This is a genomic window from Pinisolibacter sp. (genome assembly GCF_036782435.1).
In the GTDB taxonomy this organism is placed as follows: Bacteria; Pseudomonadota; Alphaproteobacteria; order Rhizobiales; family Ancalomicrobiaceae; genus CALBKH01.
Map to the genome: position 1 here is coordinate 91,942 of NZ_DAIPZB010000001.1, position 15,937 is coordinate 107,878.

Consider the following 15,937-nt stretch of genomic DNA (forward strand, 5'->3'; position numbering starts at 1 on the left):
GTCCTCCCCGTATCCCTTTCAGGCTGCCATCTCCGAATGTCGCAATCAACGACTGTGTCGACGACGGGGCGTTCATGCTCGGCAGGCATCCGCCGGACAGGTCTTTCGGCCATCTGAAAACGACGAAGGCCGGGATCGCTCCCGGCCTTCGCCTCGTTCACATCTCGTGTGAAGACCTCACAGGAAGCCCTTCTTGGACCACCAGCCCTTCTTCTTCGGCTGATCGGGCGGAAGCTCGGTCGAGATCGGGGCCGGCTTGGCCGCCGGCTCTTCGACGTCGGGGGCCTCTTCAGGGGCCGGAGCCTCCTCGGCGACCGCAGCCGGAGCTTCCTCGGCGGCCGGGGGCGTTTCGGCGGCGGGAGCTTCCTCGACGGCCGGAGCGGGTGCTTCGGCGGCCGGTTCGGCAGCGGCTTCCGCGGCGGCGGCCTCGGCAGCGGCGGCCTCTTCGGCAGCCTTGGCCTTGGCGGTCTTGCGCGGCGCCCGGGTGCGCTTCGGCTTCGCCGCCTTGGCGGCCTCTTCCTCGGCCTTCACCTCGGCCTCGAGCGTCTCGCGGTCGACCACGACGACGTCGGGGATCTCCTCGGCGACGGTCTCGGCCGCACCGATCTCGGCAGCAGCCTCCTCGGCCTCGCCTTCGACCTCGTCGGCCTCGCCCTCGACGCCGCCGGCCTCGGAGCCGGCCTCGCCGGTTTCGCCACGATTGCGACGACCGCCGCGACGGCCGCGCCGGCGCTTCTTGCGGGGCTGGTCACCGTTGGCGGGAGCGCCGGCTTCGGTCGCTTCGACCTCGCCTTCGGCCTCGTCGCCCTCGGCGCCGTCCTCGAACTCGCCCTCGGCGGCTTCCGCAGCGTCGGACGGGCCACCTTCCGACGCCCCTTCGCCACGGCCACGACCGCGGCGGCGACGACGACGGCGGCGGCGATTGTTGTCGCCTTCGCCACCACGGTCGGCCTCGGCGCGCTCGCGACGCGGCGCCTCGGCTTCCTCTTCGATCTCCTCTTCGAAGACCTCTTCCTCGGGCTCTTCGATCGCCACCGGCGTCACCGGCGCTTCCGGCCGCTCGCGCGGCACCACCGGATCGCCCTTCTCGACGATGTAGAGGTGACCGGCCTGACTGGCGTGATCGTCGGCGAGCACGGTGATGTCGAGGCCGAAGCGGCGCTCGAGATCGGCGAGATGGCCGCGCTTGTTGTTGAGGATGTAGAGAGCGACCGCGGTGCGGGTGCGCACGATCAGGTCGTGGGTGACGCCCTTGAGCATCGCCTCCTCGAGGCCGCGCAGGACGTGCAGCGCCACCGACTCGGTCGAGCGCACCATGCCGGTGCCGCCGCAGTGCGGGCACACCACCATCGAGCTCTCGAGCACGCCGGTGCGGATGCGCTGGCGGCTCATCTCCATCAGACCGAAATGCGAGATCCGCCCGACCTGGATGCGCGCCCGGTCGTTCTTCAGGCAGTCCTTGAGCTTGCGCTCGACCGCCCGGTTGTTGCGGTTCTCCTCCATGTCGATGAAGTCGATGACGATCAGGCCGGCGAGGTCGCGCAGGCGGAGCTGGCGGGAAACCTCTTCCGCCGCTTCGAGGTTGGTGGCGAGTGCCGTGTCCTCGATGTTGTGCTCACGCGTCGACTTGCCGGAGTTGACGTCGATGGAGACGAGCGCCTCGGTCTGGTTGATGACGATGTAGCCGCCCGAGCGCAGGGTGACCTGCGGCGAGAACATCGCGTCGAGCTGGCTCTCCACCGCGAAGCGAGTGAAGACCGGCGTCGGCTCGCGGTAGTTCTGGACGTTCTTGGCATGGCTCGGCATGAGCATGCGCATGAAGTCCTTGGCCTCGCGATAGCCCTCTTCGCCGGCGACCAGGACTTCGTCGATGTCCTTGTTGTAGAGGTCGCGGATCGAGCGCTTGATCAGCGAGCCCTCCTCGTAGACCAGCTTCGGCGCGGAGGACTTCAGCGTCAGCTCGCGCACGTTCTCCCACAGGCGCAGGAGATATTCGAAGTCGCGCTTGATCTCGGCCTTGGTGCGGGCGGCGCCGGCGGTGCGGACGATGACGCCCATACCTTCGGGGACCTCGAGCTCCTGGGCGATGGTCTTCAGGCGCTTGCGGTCGGTCGGCTGGGTGATCTTGCGGGAGATGCCGCCGCCGCGCGCGGTGTTGGGCATCAGCACCGAGTAGCGGCCGGCGAGCGACAGGTAGGTCGTCAGAGCGGCGCCCTTGTTGCCGCGCTCCTCCTTGACCACCTGCACGAGCAGCACCTGACGGCGCTTGATCACTTCCTGGATCTTGTACTGGCGGCGCAGCTTGGGCTGGGCGCGGCGCTCGGGAAGCTCCTCGAGCGCGTCTTCGGAGCCGACGCTCTCGACGGTCTCTTCGCCGTTGTCGCCGTTCTCGGCGGCGTCTTCGCCTTCGGCGACCTCGTCGCCTCCGGCCTCGGCCGCCTTGGCCTTGGGCTTGCGACGCGACCGGCTCTCCTCGCGGTCGGCCTCCGAGTGCATCCGCGCCTCTTCCTCGAGCAGGGCGAGGCGGTCGGCGGTCGGGATCTGATAGTAGTCGGGGTGGATCTCGGAGAAGGCGAGGAAGCCGTGGCGGTTGCCGCCGTAGTCGACGAACGCCGCCTGCAGCGACGGTTCGACCCGGGTCACCTTGGCGAGATAGATGTTACCCCTGAGCTGCTTCTTGGCGGCGGACTCGAAGTCGAATTCCTCGACGCGGCTGCCGCGCACCACCACCACCCGGGTTTCCTCCGGGTGGGTGGCGTCGATGAGCATCTTGTTGGCCATGAGGCATGAACTCCACGACCCGCGACCGCGTCCGCGTCCCGAGGAGGACGGCGGAGGGCGGGCGAGTCGGATCTGACGGAAGATGGAAAGTTGAAGGGACGGTCGAGACGGCCGCCGACGAAGTGGAGACGGCACGCGGCGAAACCGAGCGGTGGATCACCGCGATCGCTTCGGCCCTGGTCGTCTTCGTATTCGGCATGGCCGTGGTATCGACCCGTCGGTTCCAGGGACCGGACGAGGCGAAACACCTCACCGGTCGAGTTGCGGTCCGTAGGCCCGACCGCACGTGACAACGGCGATCGGCGACGGCACCCTCGGGGCACGCCCCGCTTGTGAGAGTTCCGCTCGCGCCGACGAACCTCGCGCCGGCACCGACCGGTACCCAGGAGCCTCTTCCTCGCCGGTTCGCGGAGGCATGAACGATCCCGGATCCGTCACATCCGAAGGCGGAGGCCTTCGGCTGTGGTCCCCACACGGGAGGAATTCACCGTGGCTCGGAGGAACGCGGGCTCGAGGTACGAACCGGACGACGTCGCGGGCGCGGGACTGGACCACCGGATCGTTCGCCGCTTCCGCGATCTCCGTCGGGCGATACGCGGGCCGACGACGGATTCGGGAGGAGAACGAATTCCTTGGCGACATACTTACGGTTCGCGGTCCGGCAATGCAAGCCGCCCGCCGGCCGGTCAGGGCGATCGTATGACGGATCGGCAGGGTCGGATGACGTCGCAGCGTCAACGAGGAGTTAACTCCGTCTTCGCCATGGTCTATCACCGATGCCGGGGGGGACGAGAGCGACGGACGGACGATGAACGGCGAGACGGCGCGGCCGAGCGCGAAGACACCGACCCGTGACGGCCGACCCGGCCGGTCGCTCACTCTGGCCGCCGCGGCGTTCTGCCTCCTGATCGCGGCGGTGGCGCCGGCCGCGACGGCGCCGGCCGAATCTCTCGATCGGATCGGCGATCTCCTGAGCTCGGGTCTGCGCGGTGCGGCACCCGCATCCGAACCGGCCACCGTGCGCCCCGCGGCGCAGGGGGCACCGGACGCCGCCGCGGCGGACGATCGCGTGCTTAGTCTCTCCGGTTGGTCGATCGGCGGCGACGACAGCCGCACGGTGGTCACCGTCGATCTTTCGCATCCGGCGCCGGCGCGCGTCTTCACGCTGCTCACGCCGACCCGCGTGGTCGTCGATCTACCGGCCGCCCGATTCGACGACGCCTCCGGCGGCGCCCGCGTCGGCCGCGGCCTCGTCGCGGCGTGGCGCTTCGGGGCGCTCACCGCCCATCGCTCGCGTCTCGTCCTCGACACCCGCGCCACCGTCCGCGTCACGCGGGCCGAATTCGATTCCGCCGCTCCGGCCGGCAAGACGCGGCTGGTCGTCGAGATGGTCGGCGCGAGCCGTGACGAGATGCGCCGGGCCGGTGCGATCGACGTCGGCGCGGCACCCGCCGCGGCGCAGGCCGCTTCGCCGCAGCGTTCGGAAGGAGGCTCCGCGCCGGTCGCCGCCCGCCCGGTCGTGGTGATCGATGCCGGCCACGGCGGCGGCGATGCCGGCACCGTCTCGCCGGCGACCGGCATGCCGGAGAAGACCGTGGTACTGGAGATGTCGAAGACGCTGGTGCGTCGGCTGCGCGAGACGGGCCGCTACGAGGTGGTGGCGACGCGCGAGGACGACGTCTTCCTCGGTCTCGGCGAACGGGTGCGGATCGCCCGGGCGCGCCACGCGGATCTCTTCCTGTCGATCCACGCCGACGCCGAATACGATCATTCGGTCCGCGGAGCGACGATCTACACCGTCGCCGAGACCGCCTCCGACGAGAAGGCGGCGGCGCTCGCGGCCAAGGAGAACCAGTCCGATTCCATCGCCGGCCACGTCGTCGAGGAGGCGGAGCCCGAGGTCGCCGACATCCTCGCCGATCTGACGCTGCGCGAGACCCGCCACCTCAGCCATCGCTTCGCCCGCGATCTCCTCGACGAATATCGCCGTCACGGCCGGCTGGTGAAGTCGCAGCCGCACCGCCAGGCCGGCCTCAAGGTGCTGCGCGCCCACGATATTCCGTCGGCGCTGGTCGAACTCGGCTTTCTCTCCAACAAGGAGGACGAGGCGCTCCTGACCTCGCCGGAATGGCGCGAGAAGACCGCCGCTTCGCTCATTTCCGCCATCGACCGCTACTTCGTCGGGCGCAACGCGCTCGCCGGGCCGGCGAAGGATGGGGGCGGGCGCGCCCCAGCTTCGCCATAAACTTGAAAAACAAAGGCGAGACGCCTAAACCTCGCCGGTGCTTCGCCGTTTCCCTCGGGTGACGGGCGAGGCGCTCCTTCGCTGGCGGGCGGAGGGCGGCGGGAGATCCGGAGGATCCGCCCGCGAGAGGCGGCACGACGATCGCGGTGGAACGACGGAGCTCCGGCGGGTGGAACCCGACCGGGGCGGCAGCGTGCGCCATCGAGACGGCGTCGTCGGACAATTTCGCGCGGGACTGCTCCGGGCGACATCGAAGAGTGCCCGCGGGCTCCGTCTGCGACGGACCGGCGACAGCCAGGGAAGATCGGGCGGCATGTTCCTGTTGCGGTTCATCGGCTATCTGTTCGGCATCGGAACGGTCGGCCTGCTCGTGGTCGCCGCCGGCGCCTGGATCGCCTACAACCACGTCGCCGCCGATCTTCCCGACTACACGGCGCTGAAGAACTACGAGCCGCCGGTGATGAGCCGCGTACACGCCGCCGACGGCGAGCTGGTGGCCGAATACGCCCACGAGCGTCGCCTGTTCCTGCCGAGCCAGGCGATCCCGCAACTCCTCAAGAACGCCTTCCTCTCGGCGGAAGACAAGAATTTCTACGAGCACACCGGCATCGACCCCGAAGGTGTGGCCCGCGCCGCGATCGTGTTCGTCCAGAACAAGCTCGCCGGCAAGCGTCCGCAGGGCGCGTCGACCATCACCCAGCAGGTCGCCAAGAACTTCCTCCTCACCAACGAACAGTCGTTCGAGCGCAAGATGAAGGAGGCGATCCTCGCCATCCGCATCGAGTCGACCTATTCGAAGGAGGAAATTCTCGAGCTCTACATGAACCAGATCTACATGGGCATCGGCGCCTACGGGGTGGCGGCGGCTTCGCTGCTCTACTTCGACAAGTCGGTGCACGAGCTGACGATCGCGGAAGCGGCCTACCTCGCGGCGCTGCCCAAGGGCCCGAACAACTACCATCCGTTCCGCCACACCGACCGCGCCATCGAGCGGCGCAACTGGGTGATCGGACAGATGGCCGTGAACGGCTTCATCACTCAGGAACAGGCGGAGAAGGCCAAGGGAGATCCGCTCAAGGTGGTGCAGCGTCCGACCGGTCCGCACATCTTCGGCGCCGACTATTTCGCCGAAGAAGTGCGCCGCCAGCTCATCGAACGTTACGGCGAGAAGGGGCTCTACGAAGGCGGCCTGTCGGTGCGCACCTCGCTCGATCCGCGGCTGCAACTGGTCGCCCGCAAGGCGCTGACCAAGGGTCTGATGAGCTTCGACATGAACGCCGGCTGGCGCGGTCCGGTGGCGAAGATCGCCCTCGAGGGCGATTGGGGCCCGGCGCTCGCCGAGCAGAAGGGGCTCGCCGACGTGCCCGAATGGCGTCTCGCCGTGGTGCTCTCGGCCGGCGACCAGGAAGCGCAGATCGGGCTCCAGCCGGCGCGGCTGGTCACCGGCGGCGTCTCCACCGAACGCGAGCGCGGCATCATCCCCCTCGATCAGATGAAGTGGGCGACGCGTCTCGCCGAGGGCGGCAAGCGGAACGGGATCGGCAAGGGCGCGGCCTCGGTGCTGGCGCCGGGCGACGTCGTCTACGTCGAGAAGGTGACGGGCGGCCCCGGCGACCGGCCGATCTGGCGCCTCAGGCAGGTGCCGGAGGTCTCCGGCGCGCTGGTGGCGATGGATCCGCACACCGGACGCGTCCTGGCGGTGACCGGCGGCTTCTCCTTCGCCGAGAGCGAGTTCAACCGCGCCACCCAGGCGTGGCGCCAGCCCGGCTCGTCGTTCAAGCCCTTCGTCTACGCCGCCGCCCTCGACAACGGCTATACGCCGTCGTCGTTGGTGCTCGACGGACCGATCGAGATCCAGCCGGGTCCCGGCCAGCCGGTCTGGCGGCCGGAGAACTATTCCCAGAAGTTCTACGGTCCCTCGACCCTGCGCGTCGGCATCGAGCAGTCGCGCAACACCATGACGGTGCGGCTGGCCAAGGACATGGGCATGCCGCTGGTGGTCGAATACGCCAAGCGCTTCGGCATCTACGACGAACTCGGTGCCTATCTGCCGATGTCGCTCGGCGCCGGCGAGACGACGGTGCTGCGCCTCACCTCCGCCTATGCGACCATCGCCAACGGCGGCCGCAAGGTCACCGCTTCGTTCATCGATCGCATCCAGGATCGCTACGGCAAGACCGTGTTCAAGCACGACAAGCGCGTCTGCGAGGGCTGCGATGCGCCGAAGTGGGCGAATCAGGAGGAGCCGGCGCTGGTCGACGAGCGCGAGCAGGTGCTCGATCCGATGACCGCCTACCAGATCACCTCGATCATGGAAGGCGTCGTGCTGCGCGGCACCGCCACGATTCTCTCCGACCTGAAGCGGCCGATCGCCGGCAAGACCGGAACCACCAACGACGAGAAGGACGTCTGGTTCGTCGGCTTCACTCCCGACCTCGTGACCGGCGTCTACATCGGCTACGACAAACCGCGCGGTCTCGGCCGCGGCCAGTCGGGCGGTCACACCGCCGCGCCGGTGGTGCGCGACTTCTTCGCCGAGGCGCTGAAGGACACCCCGGCGGTGCCGTTCCGTGTGCCTCCGGGGATCCGCCTGATCGCCGTCAATCGCGCCACCGGTATGCGCGCCTCGCCCGGCGACGGCGCCACCATCATGGAAGCCTTCAAGCCCGGCACCGCGCCGCCCGACACCTACTCGGTCATCGGCTACGACGCCGAGCAGTTCGACAAGGCCCGCAAGGTCACCCCCGAGCAGGAACGCGGGTTGCAGCAGGGCGGGTTGTACTGACACGACGAACACGAGTTCGCCCAGGGCCGGGAGCGCGAGTTCCCGGCCCTTCGCGTACGCTTGGTCCGGCCCGCATCCCGGCGCCGGTGCGCGTCGGCCCGCGGCGTTGACGGGTGTGGCGGAGACACGGCGAAGAAGTCACCGGAAAGCCTGGATTCCGTCGTGAAATTGCACTCGTGCACGGCGACTCTCGCCTGCGCTCCCCCGCTTCGGGGGTGCCGACGCGAAAGGCGACTGCGATGTGGATCGATCGGCGTAGGGTCCTTTGGACGGCGGCCACGGTCGCGACCGTGGGGGCGATGCGGCCGATGGCGACGTTCGCCGCCGGCGATCCGATCGAAGAGGTGGTCGCCGGGCTCGAGAAACGTCTCGGCGCGCGCATCGGCGTCGCGGTGATCGACGACCATGGTGGCCGCGCCTGGAACCACCGCGCCGCCGAGCGCTTCGCTTTCTGCTCGACCTTCAAGGCCTACGCCGCCGCCGCGCTGCTCGCCCGCGTCGATCGCGGCGAGGAGAGGCTCGACCGCCGCATCGTCTTCGCCGCGTCCGATCTGGTGACCTATTCGCCGACGACCGAGAAGCGGGTCGGCGAGCCGGGCATGACGCTCGCCGAGATCGCCGAGGCCGCCGTCACGCTCTCCGACAACACCGCCGCCAACCTGATCCTCGACGCGATCGGCGGACCGCAGGGCCTCACCACCTTCCTGCGTTCGCTCGGCGACGACGTCGGCCGGCTCGATCGCCGGGAGACCCAGCTCAACGAAGCGAAGCCGGGCGACCCGCGCGACACGACCACGCCGTCGGCTGCCGCTCATACGCTGCACGAACTGGTCGTCGGCCGGGTGCTGACACCGGCGAGCCGGGAGCAGCTCACCGCGTGGCTCGTCGGCGACCGCGTCGGCGATGCGCTGCTGCGCGCCGGGCTACCCAAGAATTGGACGATCGCCGACAAGACCGGCGCCGGCGGCAACGGTGCCCGCGGCATCGTCGCCGTCGCCTGGCCGCCGGGGAGAAAGCCGGTGACGATCGCCATCTACATCGCCGAGACCGCCGCGGCGATGGCCGACCGCAACGCCGCCATCGCCGCGATCGGCGCCGCCATAGCCCGCTCGCTCGGGTGAGATCGCCGAGCCACCGGTACTCTGCAATCATACGCGTTGACGTTCGATATCGATCTCTGATCGAGTCCTCGCGAAGTTTCTGTCGGGGATCTGCTCTTGTTTCGACCTTTCGTGACGTCGCTTTCGATCAGCGGGCAGGCCAGTTCGTGACCAGACGCGAACGCCTGTTGGACCGAATGCGGGCGAACCCGAAAGCGGATTGGCGCATCGAGGACGTGGAGACTCTCTGTCGTCGGGTCGGGCTCACGTTGTCGTCACCTTCGTGTGGCAGTCACTACATGGTGACTAGGTCATGGACTCGAACCGCATCCAGAGCCGGGTCGCAGCGAGGAGCACGGCTGCGAGGTAGTTCGCCGCGAGTTTCTCGTAGCGGGTGGCCACACGCCGGAAGTGCTTTAATTTACAGAAGAACCGCTCGACGAGGTTGCGCTTTCGGTAGAGTTCGCGGTCGACGGATCGCTGCACGCGGCGATCCGAACAGGTCGGGATGTGCGCGGTCCCGCCGAGCGCGGCGACCAGTTCGAGGATGGCTCTGGCGTCGTATCCACGGTCGGCGACGACATCGCCTGCTCTTCGGCCATCGAAGAGGAGGGGAACGGCGGCTTTGTCGGAGGCTTGGCCGGGAGACGGAACGATGCGCACAGGGAGCCCGCGCGAGTCCACCAAGGCGTTGATCTTGGTGCTCAATCCTCCACGAGAACGGCCGATGGCGTGATCCGGGCCCCCCTTTTTCCTCCGGCAGCATGCTGATGGGCTCGGATGATCGAACTGTCGACGAATTCGAGCGATTCCGGCGATCCGGCCGCCAGAGCCTCGAACACGCCGATCCAGATCCCCGCTTTGGCCCATCGGTTGAAGCGGTTGTAGACCGTCGTGTAGGGGCCGTAACGTTCCGGAAGATCGCGCCACGGCACGCCGGTCCGCAACACGAAGAAGATGCCGTTCAGCACCTTCCGGTCATCCAATCGCGGACGACCGTTCTTCTTGCCCTCGGCTCCAGGAAGCAGGGGAGTGACGATCGCCCATTCCTCGTCCGTCAGATCGAAGCGCGCCATCGAACGCCTCCTTTCGGAAGCCTCGAATCAGCCCTCGCAACGCAAGACAAGAGGTTCGGGTACAGAACCTAGCACCGCGCCATGTGGGCCCGCCAACCGCCGAGCGCGGTGATCTCCTCGGCGCCGACGACCGCGTGGGATTCGCACAGGAAGGCGGAGACCTCCGAGCCGTCGGCGAGGCGGACCTTGCCGATGCCGAGCGGCGCCGGGATCGCCGCGACGAAGGCCCCGGCGGCGGCCGGCGGCAGGCCCCAGACCTCGATCTCCAGCCCCGGCCCGACGAAGCCCGGATCGCGGATCACGCCGGGTTTCGGAGGTACCGTGTCGGGCAGGACGAACATGCGGTAGTCGGGCGCGGTTCGCGTCGCCTCCAGGAGCACGCCGCCGGGGGCGGTCAGCTGCGGATTGAGCGGCATGCCTGAGAGATGCGCCCCGACCACGCCGATCGGGATCAGCCCCTCGGCGGCGGGTGCGAGGGGTGCGCCCGGCAGTGTACCGTGGCGGTCGACGCCGGGACCGGCGCCGAGGGCGCGATGCAGCCGATCGCCGAGGACGGCGAGGGCGTCGTCGGTGAAGGCCGGGCCGATCAGCGTGACGCCGGCCGGGATGCCGTCGGGGCGGAAGCCGGCCGGCACGGCGATGGCGGCGCAGTCGAGCAGGTTCACGAAGTTGGTGTAGCGGCCCAGCGTCGAGTTGAGGGCGATCGGATCGGCTCGCATCGCCTCGACGGTGTAGATGGTCGCCGCGGTCGGCAGCAGCAGCAGGTCGACCTTGGCCCACTCGACGAGCGTCCGTTGGCGCAGCGCCTCCAGCCGATACTGGCCGCGGAAGGCGTCGACGGCCGAATGGTTCGTCGCCCCGGCGATGATCTTCTCCACCGTCGGATCCATCTCGGCGGCGTGGCCGGCGTGGAAATCGGCGACCGCGGCGAGGCGCTCGGCGATCCACGGGCCGCCGTAGAGGAGATCGGCGCTCTCGCGGAAGGGGGCGTAGTCGATGCCGACCGGCGTCCCTCCGAGGGCGGAGAGCCGCGTGACCGCCGCGTCGTAGAGCGCCGCCGTTTCGTGATCGCCGAAGAACTCGCGTTCGGCACCGGTGAGGATGCCGAAGCGGAAGCCGGTCAGTGGCAGCGCGCGATGCTCCACCGGGCGCGAGTAGGGATCGCGCGGATCGTGGCCCCGCATCACCGCCAGCACCGCGGCGACGTCGCCGGCGGTGGCGGCGAAGACGGTGATGCAGTCGAGGCTGCGGCAGGCCGGCACGAGGCCGGTCGAGGAGACGAGGCCGCGGGTCGGCTTGACCCCGATGAGATTGTTGAAGGCGGCCGGCACCCGCCCCGAGCCGGCGGTGTCGGTGCCGAGCGCGAAGGCGACGAGTCCGCTCGCCACCGCAACCGCCGATCCCGATGACGACCCACCCGAGATGTAGGCCGGATCGAACACCGAGCGTGGCGCGCCGAAGGGCGAGCGGGTGCCGTTGAGGCCGGTGGCGAACTGATCGAGGTTGGTCTTGCCGACGACGATCGCTCCGGCCGCCTTCAGCTTGGCCACCACCGCGGCGTCCGCCGTCGGTTCATAGGCGAAAGCGGGGCAGGCTGCGGTCGTCGGCAGGCCGGTGACGTCGATGTTGTCCTTGATGGCGCAGGGGATGCCCCACAGCGGCCGGGTCGGGTCCGGCGTCGAGCCGAGGGCGCGAGCGGCGGCACGCAACGCCTCGTCGGGGACGCAGGAGATCCACACGGCCGGGTCGCTCCCCGCATCGATGCGGGCGATCACCGCCTCGATCACGTCGAGCGGCGTGAAGGCGCCGGAGCGATAGCCCTCGGCGAGGGTGGTGAGATCGAGGACGCGGGGAAGGGTCATGGGGGTGGGCCTGACGAGGAGAGGGTCGGGGATCAGCGGCGGGGTCTGCGGCTTTCGAGGTCGCTGCGCAATTCGGCGAGGAAGGGAATGCCGGCGTACTGGTCTTCCTGGACGAGATCCCAGGCGACGCCGGTCGGGTCGGGAAAGGCGGTGCGGGTCTCGATCAGTTCGGTCGGCGTGGCGATCCAGTCGAGCGGCTGGTCGTGAGCGAGCATGACGATGCGCTCGTCGTCGACCACCTGGAGGTCGTGCACGGTGGTGACGATCGGCGCACGATCGGGGACGAGGCCGAGTTCGCGGAAGATCCCGAGCTCGAGATCGGCGAAACCGCCGCCTTTGCCGGTGCGCCCGCCGGCGCGGGTCACCGCCACGCAGCCGACGACGATGAAATCCATCGGTTTCATCTCGCGGAAGTCGACCGGCCGGCCGACCTCGACGAAGATCTCCGACCGCGCCGCGTCGGAAAATGTGATGCCGCGACGGGCGAGATCGTCCGGATCGAGTTCGACGAAGGGAAACGGCTTCACCAGTTCGGGAACCGGCGCGTAGAGCAGCTTGCCGGCTTCGAGCGCCATGCGGCGGATCGGGATCTGCGCCGGATCGGGGTTCGATTTGACGATGTCGGCGTTCTTCCAGGCGGGCAGCGTCGTCAGTTGGCGCGCCGCCGCCTCGGCACCGAAGTAGTTCGGAATGCGGCTCCACGGGTCGTCGACCCCTGCGCCGGAGGCTTCCAATGCCGCCCACACCGACCGGCGCAGCGCGTCCTTGGTCTCGTTGCGGCCCTTCCAGCGTTCGATTCCGTCCGCCATGCGGTCTTCTCCCGGGATCACTCGTCGACGATCGAGACGTGGGCGGCGACGACCTTCCAGCCGTCGGGAAACCGCGCCCAGGTCTGCATCTGGCGGCCGACCTTGTCCGGCGCCGAGGCGCGGCGGAACAGGGTGGCGGCGGTGGCGGCATCGCGGCCGAAAGTGGTGATCACCGTGCGGTCGAGGTCGCGAGCGAGATCGAAGGGCGGGTAGGCGGCGCGGAACGCCGCGAGTTCCTCCGGCCCGTGCTGCATGTCGGCGATGCCGTAGCGCACCACGCGGGCGTCCTGCCAGAACATGCGGCCGAGTTCGGCCGCGTCGTTGGTGACGAAGGCCGCCTCGTAGGCCTCGAAGACGGCGGTGACCTCGGCCAGCACCTCGGGGATGTTCACCTCCATGGTCAGGCCCCCTTCACCGCGGCGACCGCCGCTTCCAGCGCCGCGAAGGGCGTCGCCCAACCGACGATGCCACCCTGCGCCACGATCATCTCGATCGCCGCCGCTTTGAACTCGGGGAAGTAGCTCTCGGTCGCGTCGGTGATCAGCAGCCCGTCGTAGCCGCGATCGTTGGCCTCGCGCATGGTGGTCTGGACGCAGACCTCGGTCGTCACCCCGGCGAAGATCAGGTGGGTGATGCCGCGGAGCCTGAGCACGTCGCCGAGCGCCGTGGCGTAGAACGCCCCCTTGCCGGGCTTGTCGATCTCGATTTCGGTCGCGCGCGGCGCGAGCTCGGCGACGATGGCGTTGCCCGGCTCACCGCGAACCAGAATGCGGCCCATCGGCCCCTCGTCGCCGATGCGCAAGGTCGGCGCGCCGCGCGTCCGCTTCGCCTCCGGGCAGTCGCACAGGGTGGCGTCGTGGCTCTCGCGGGTGTGGACGATGGTCCAGCCCTGGTCCCTCGCGAGGGCAATCAGCTTCGCCACCGTCGGCACGATGGCGGTGAGCCGCGACACGTCGTTGCCGAGCGTTTCGCCGAAGCCGCCGGGCTCGACGAAGTCGCGCTGCATGTCGATGACGACGAGAGCGGTCTTCTCGGGTGGGAACGAATAGGCGAAGGGGCGGGCTTCGACGGTGATCATTCAGTGGCCTCCCGCCATGGCATGGCCGATCGCGTTGCGGTCGGTGGCGCCGATCGGCGCCTGGAGGGTGATGCGGCCGCCCGACATCACCGCGACCCTGTCGGCGAGTTCGAGGATCTCGTCGAGATCCTCCGACACCAGCAGTACCGCGGCGCCGCGGTTCCTCTGCTCGAGAATCTGGCTGCGGATCTCCGAAACGGAGGCGAAGTCGAGGCCGAAACACGGGTTGGCGACGATCAGCACGTCGACGTCGCCGGAGAGTTCGCGGGCGAGCACGGCGCGCTGGACGTTGCCGCCCGAGAGGTTCTCCATCGGCTCCTCGGTCGACGGCGTCTTGACCCGGTAGCGGTCGATCAACTCGCGCGCCTTGGCCCGCATCGGCCCCGGCGACAGCCACCAGCCGAGCGAGGTGATCGGCGGCTTGTCGAAGGTGCGGAGCGCGATGTTCTCGGCGACCGTCATCCGCGGTACGGCGGAATTCCTCAGAGGTTCCTCCTGGAGGGAGAAGACCTTGAGCTTGTCCATCTGGTCGCGCACCGGCTCGAAGCCCTGGCCGTGGACGAGGATGCGGCCGTCGTCGAGATCGCGCTGGCCGGAGAGCACCTCGACCAGCTCCGACTGGCCGTTGCCCGACACCCCGGCGATGCCGACGATCTCGCCGGCGTGGACCTTGAGATCGACCGAGGTGACGGCCGGCAGGCCGTCGTCGTCGCTGGCGTAGACGGCGGTGAGATCGAGCACCACGGGGGAGGGGCCGTGTTCGAGGCGGGCGGCGCGTTCGCGGATCTCGGTGTCGCCGATCATCAGCCGCGCCATGTCGTCGGTGGTCATCTCGCCGACGAGACCACCGCCGACATAGCGGCCGCGCCTGAGGATCGAGACCTCGTCGGCGTAGGCGGTCACCTCCCGGAACTTGTGGGTGATCATCAGGATGGTGAGTTCGCCGCGGGTCGTCATGCCCTTGAGGAGGCCGAGCATCTCGTCCGCCTCGTCGGGGGTGAGCACCGAGGTCGGCTCGTCGAGGACGACGAAGCGGCGATCGAGATAGAGCTGCTTGAGGATCTCCAGCTTCTGCTTTTCGCCGGCCGAGAGGTTGTCGACCGGCGTGGTCAACGGCACGCGGAAGGGCATCCGCGCCATGAATTCCTCGAGCGCCGCGATCTCGCGTTTCCAGTCGACGATCGCCGGGCAATCGGGGCGAGAGACGACGAGGTTCTCGGCGGCGGTCAGCGACGGCACCAGCGTGAAGTGCTGGTAGACCATGCCGAGCTTGGCGTCGGAGGCCTCGCGCGGATTGCGGATCGCCGCCTCGTGGCCGTCGACGAGCATCTCGCCGCGGGTCGGCTGGTAGAAGCCCATCATGCACTTGACCAGCGTCGACTTGCCGGCGCCGTTCTCGCCGAGAAGCGCGTGCAGCGTCCCCGGTCTGACCCGGATCGACACGTCCTCGAGCGCCGTGAGCGACCCGAAGATCTTGGTCATGCCGACCGTCTCGACGCCGATCGCGCGGCCCCCCGCTTCGCTCATGCGATCGCCTCCAGGAGCTGCTTGGAGGTCGCCACCGCCCCGAAGACGCCGCCCTGCATCTTGATCATGTCGATCGCCGCGAGGTGGTTCTCGTATTTGGTGGCGCCGCAGCAGTCTTCGAGCAGCAGGCACTCGAAGCCGCGGTCGTTGGCCTCACGCATGGTGGTGTGGACGCAGACGTCGGTGGTGATGCCGGTCAGAACGATGTTGCGGATACCTAGGAGCCTGAGGATCAGCTCGAGGTCGGTGGCGCAGAACGAGCCCTTGCCGGGCTTGTCGATGATCGGCTCGCCAGGGAGCGGCGCCAGTTCCGGGATGATCTCCCAGCCGGGTTCGCCGCGCACCAGAATCATGCCGCAGGGGCCGGGATCGCCGATGCCGGCACCGATCCGTTGCGACCGCCAGCGCTTGTTGGCCGGCAGGTCGGAGAGATCGGGACGATGACCCTCGCGGGTGTGGATGACGTGGTAGCCCTTGGCGCGGAAGGCGGTGAGGACCGAGGCGATCGGCTCGATCGGCGCCCGGGTGAGGCTCAGGTCGTAGCCCATGGTGTCGACGTAGCCGCCCTTGCCGCAGAAGTCGGTCTGCATGTCGATGACGATGAGCGCGGTGTTGTCGGGACGGAGGTCGCCGTCGAAGGGCCAGGGGTAGGGATCGGCGGGGAGCGTCGGCAT

General features: G+C 68.9%; 11 protein-coding genes. 3 read left to right on the top strand and 8 right to left on the bottom strand.

What is annotated here, in order from left to right; all coding sequences use genetic code 11:
* Positions 1–177: 177 nt before the first annotated feature.
* Positions 178–2,781, bottom strand: coding sequence for an Rne/Rng family ribonuclease (locus tag V7Q42_RS00380; protein ID WP_333821605.1), 2,604 nt, complete (start codon positions 2,779–2,781; stop codon positions 178–180).
* A gap of 808 nt (positions 2,782–3,589) precedes the next feature.
* On the opposite strand from V7Q42_RS00380, the gene V7Q42_RS00385 reads away from it, so the two are divergent.
* The 3 genes from V7Q42_RS00385 (at position 3,590) to bla (ending at position 8,932) form a co-directional block, all read left to right on the top strand.
* A complete protein-coding gene (locus V7Q42_RS00385) occupies positions 3,590–5,026 on the top strand; it encodes an N-acetylmuramoyl-L-alanine amidase (protein ID WP_333821606.1) in 1,437 nt (478 codons plus the stop codon).
* A 313-nt stretch (positions 5,027–5,339) separates the two neighbouring features.
* Positions 5,340–7,811 (top strand): penicillin-binding protein 1A, encoded by a 2,472-nt coding sequence (locus V7Q42_RS00390; protein ID WP_333821607.1) that lies wholly within the window; start codon positions 5,340–5,342, stop codon positions 7,809–7,811.
* 239 nt (positions 7,812–8,050) lie between these two features.
* Positions 8,051–8,932 carry a class A beta-lactamase gene (bla, locus tag V7Q42_RS00395; protein ID WP_442958151.1) on the top strand — a complete coding sequence of 294 codons (882 nt, stop codon included), beginning with the start codon at positions 8,051–8,053 and terminating at the stop codon, positions 8,930–8,932.
* Between the two features lie 285 nt (positions 8,933–9,217).
* Here bla and V7Q42_RS00400 read toward each other — a convergent pair.
* The 7 genes from V7Q42_RS00400 to biuH all read right to left on the bottom strand — a co-directional run bounded on the left by V7Q42_RS00400 (position 9,218) and on the right by biuH (position 15,937).
* Positions 9,218–9,987, bottom strand: a protein-coding gene (locus V7Q42_RS00400) for an IS5 family transposase (RefSeq protein WP_333821609.1) whose coding sequence is annotated in 2 segments (ribosomal slippage) — positions 9,218–9,669 and positions 9,669–9,987 — 771 coding nt in all. Because the reading frame shifts where the segments join, the coding sequence is not laid out codon by codon here.
* Positions 9,988–10,055: 68 nt separating this feature from the next.
* Positions 10,056–11,849 carry an allophanate hydrolase gene (atzF, locus tag V7Q42_RS00405; protein WP_333821610.1) on the bottom strand — a complete coding sequence of 598 codons (1,794 nt, stop codon included), beginning with the start codon at positions 11,847–11,849 and terminating at the stop codon, positions 10,056–10,058.
* A 32-nt stretch (positions 11,850–11,881) separates the two neighbouring features.
* A complete protein-coding gene (locus tag V7Q42_RS00410) occupies positions 11,882–12,658 on the bottom strand; it encodes a 5-formyltetrahydrofolate cyclo-ligase (RefSeq protein WP_333821611.1) in 777 nt (258 codons plus the stop codon).
* 17 nt (positions 12,659–12,675) lie between these two features.
* The gene (gene hpxZ / locus V7Q42_RS00415) at positions 12,676–13,056 is read right to left on the bottom strand and encodes an oxalurate catabolism protein HpxZ (RefSeq protein ID WP_333821613.1); all 381 of its coding nucleotides are present in this window, start codon (positions 13,054–13,056) and stop codon (positions 12,676–12,678) included.
* Positions 13,057–13,058: 2 nt separating this feature from the next.
* The gene (locus V7Q42_RS00420) at positions 13,059–13,736 is read right to left on the bottom strand and encodes a cysteine hydrolase family protein (RefSeq protein WP_333821615.1); all 678 of its coding nucleotides are present in this window, start codon (positions 13,734–13,736) and stop codon (positions 13,059–13,061) included.
* A complete protein-coding gene (locus V7Q42_RS00425) occupies positions 13,737–15,263 on the bottom strand; it encodes an ABC transporter ATP-binding protein (protein ID WP_333821616.1) in 1,527 nt (508 codons plus the stop codon).
* Complete coding sequence (gene biuH, locus V7Q42_RS00430; RefSeq protein WP_333821617.1) at positions 15,260–15,937, bottom strand: biuret amidohydrolase; 678 nt, start codon at positions 15,935–15,937, stop codon at positions 15,260–15,262. Before biuH ends, V7Q42_RS00425 begins: the two co-directional genes overlap by 4 nt.

Excerpts from the sequence above, each read along its gene's own strand:
- bla (WP_442958151.1), top strand. The coding sequence starts at position 8,051 with ATGTGGATCGATCGGCGTAGGGTCCTTTGGACGGCGGCCACGGTCGCG.
- atzF (WP_333821610.1), bottom strand. The coding sequence starts at position 11,849 with ATGACCCTTCCCCGCGTCCTCGATCTCACCACCCTCGCCGAGGGCTAT.
- V7Q42_RS00425 (WP_333821616.1), bottom strand. The coding sequence starts at position 15,263 with ATGAGCGAAGCGGGGGGCCGCGCGATCGGCGTCGAGACGGTCGGCATG.
- V7Q42_RS00385 (WP_333821606.1), top strand. The coding sequence starts at position 3,590 with ATGAACGGCGAGACGGCGCGGCCGAGCGCGAAGACACCGACCCGTGAC.
- V7Q42_RS00380 (WP_333821605.1), bottom strand. The coding sequence starts at position 2,781 with ATGGCCAACAAGATGCTCATCGACGCCACCCACCCGGAGGAAACCCGG.
- biuH (WP_333821617.1), bottom strand. The coding sequence starts at position 15,937 with ATGCCGACGCTCCCCGCCGATCCCTACCCCTGGCCCTTCGACGGCGAC.
- V7Q42_RS00420 (WP_333821615.1), bottom strand. The coding sequence starts at position 13,736 with ATGATCACCGTCGAAGCCCGCCCCTTCGCCTATTCGTTCCCACCCGAG.
- V7Q42_RS00390 (WP_333821607.1), top strand. The coding sequence starts at position 5,340 with ATGTTCCTGTTGCGGTTCATCGGCTATCTGTTCGGCATCGGAACGGTC.
- V7Q42_RS00410 (WP_333821611.1), bottom strand. The coding sequence starts at position 12,658 with ATGGCGGACGGAATCGAACGCTGGAAGGGCCGCAACGAGACCAAGGAC.
- hpxZ (WP_333821613.1), bottom strand. The coding sequence starts at position 13,056 with ATGGAGGTGAACATCCCCGAGGTGCTGGCCGAGGTCACCGCCGTCTTC.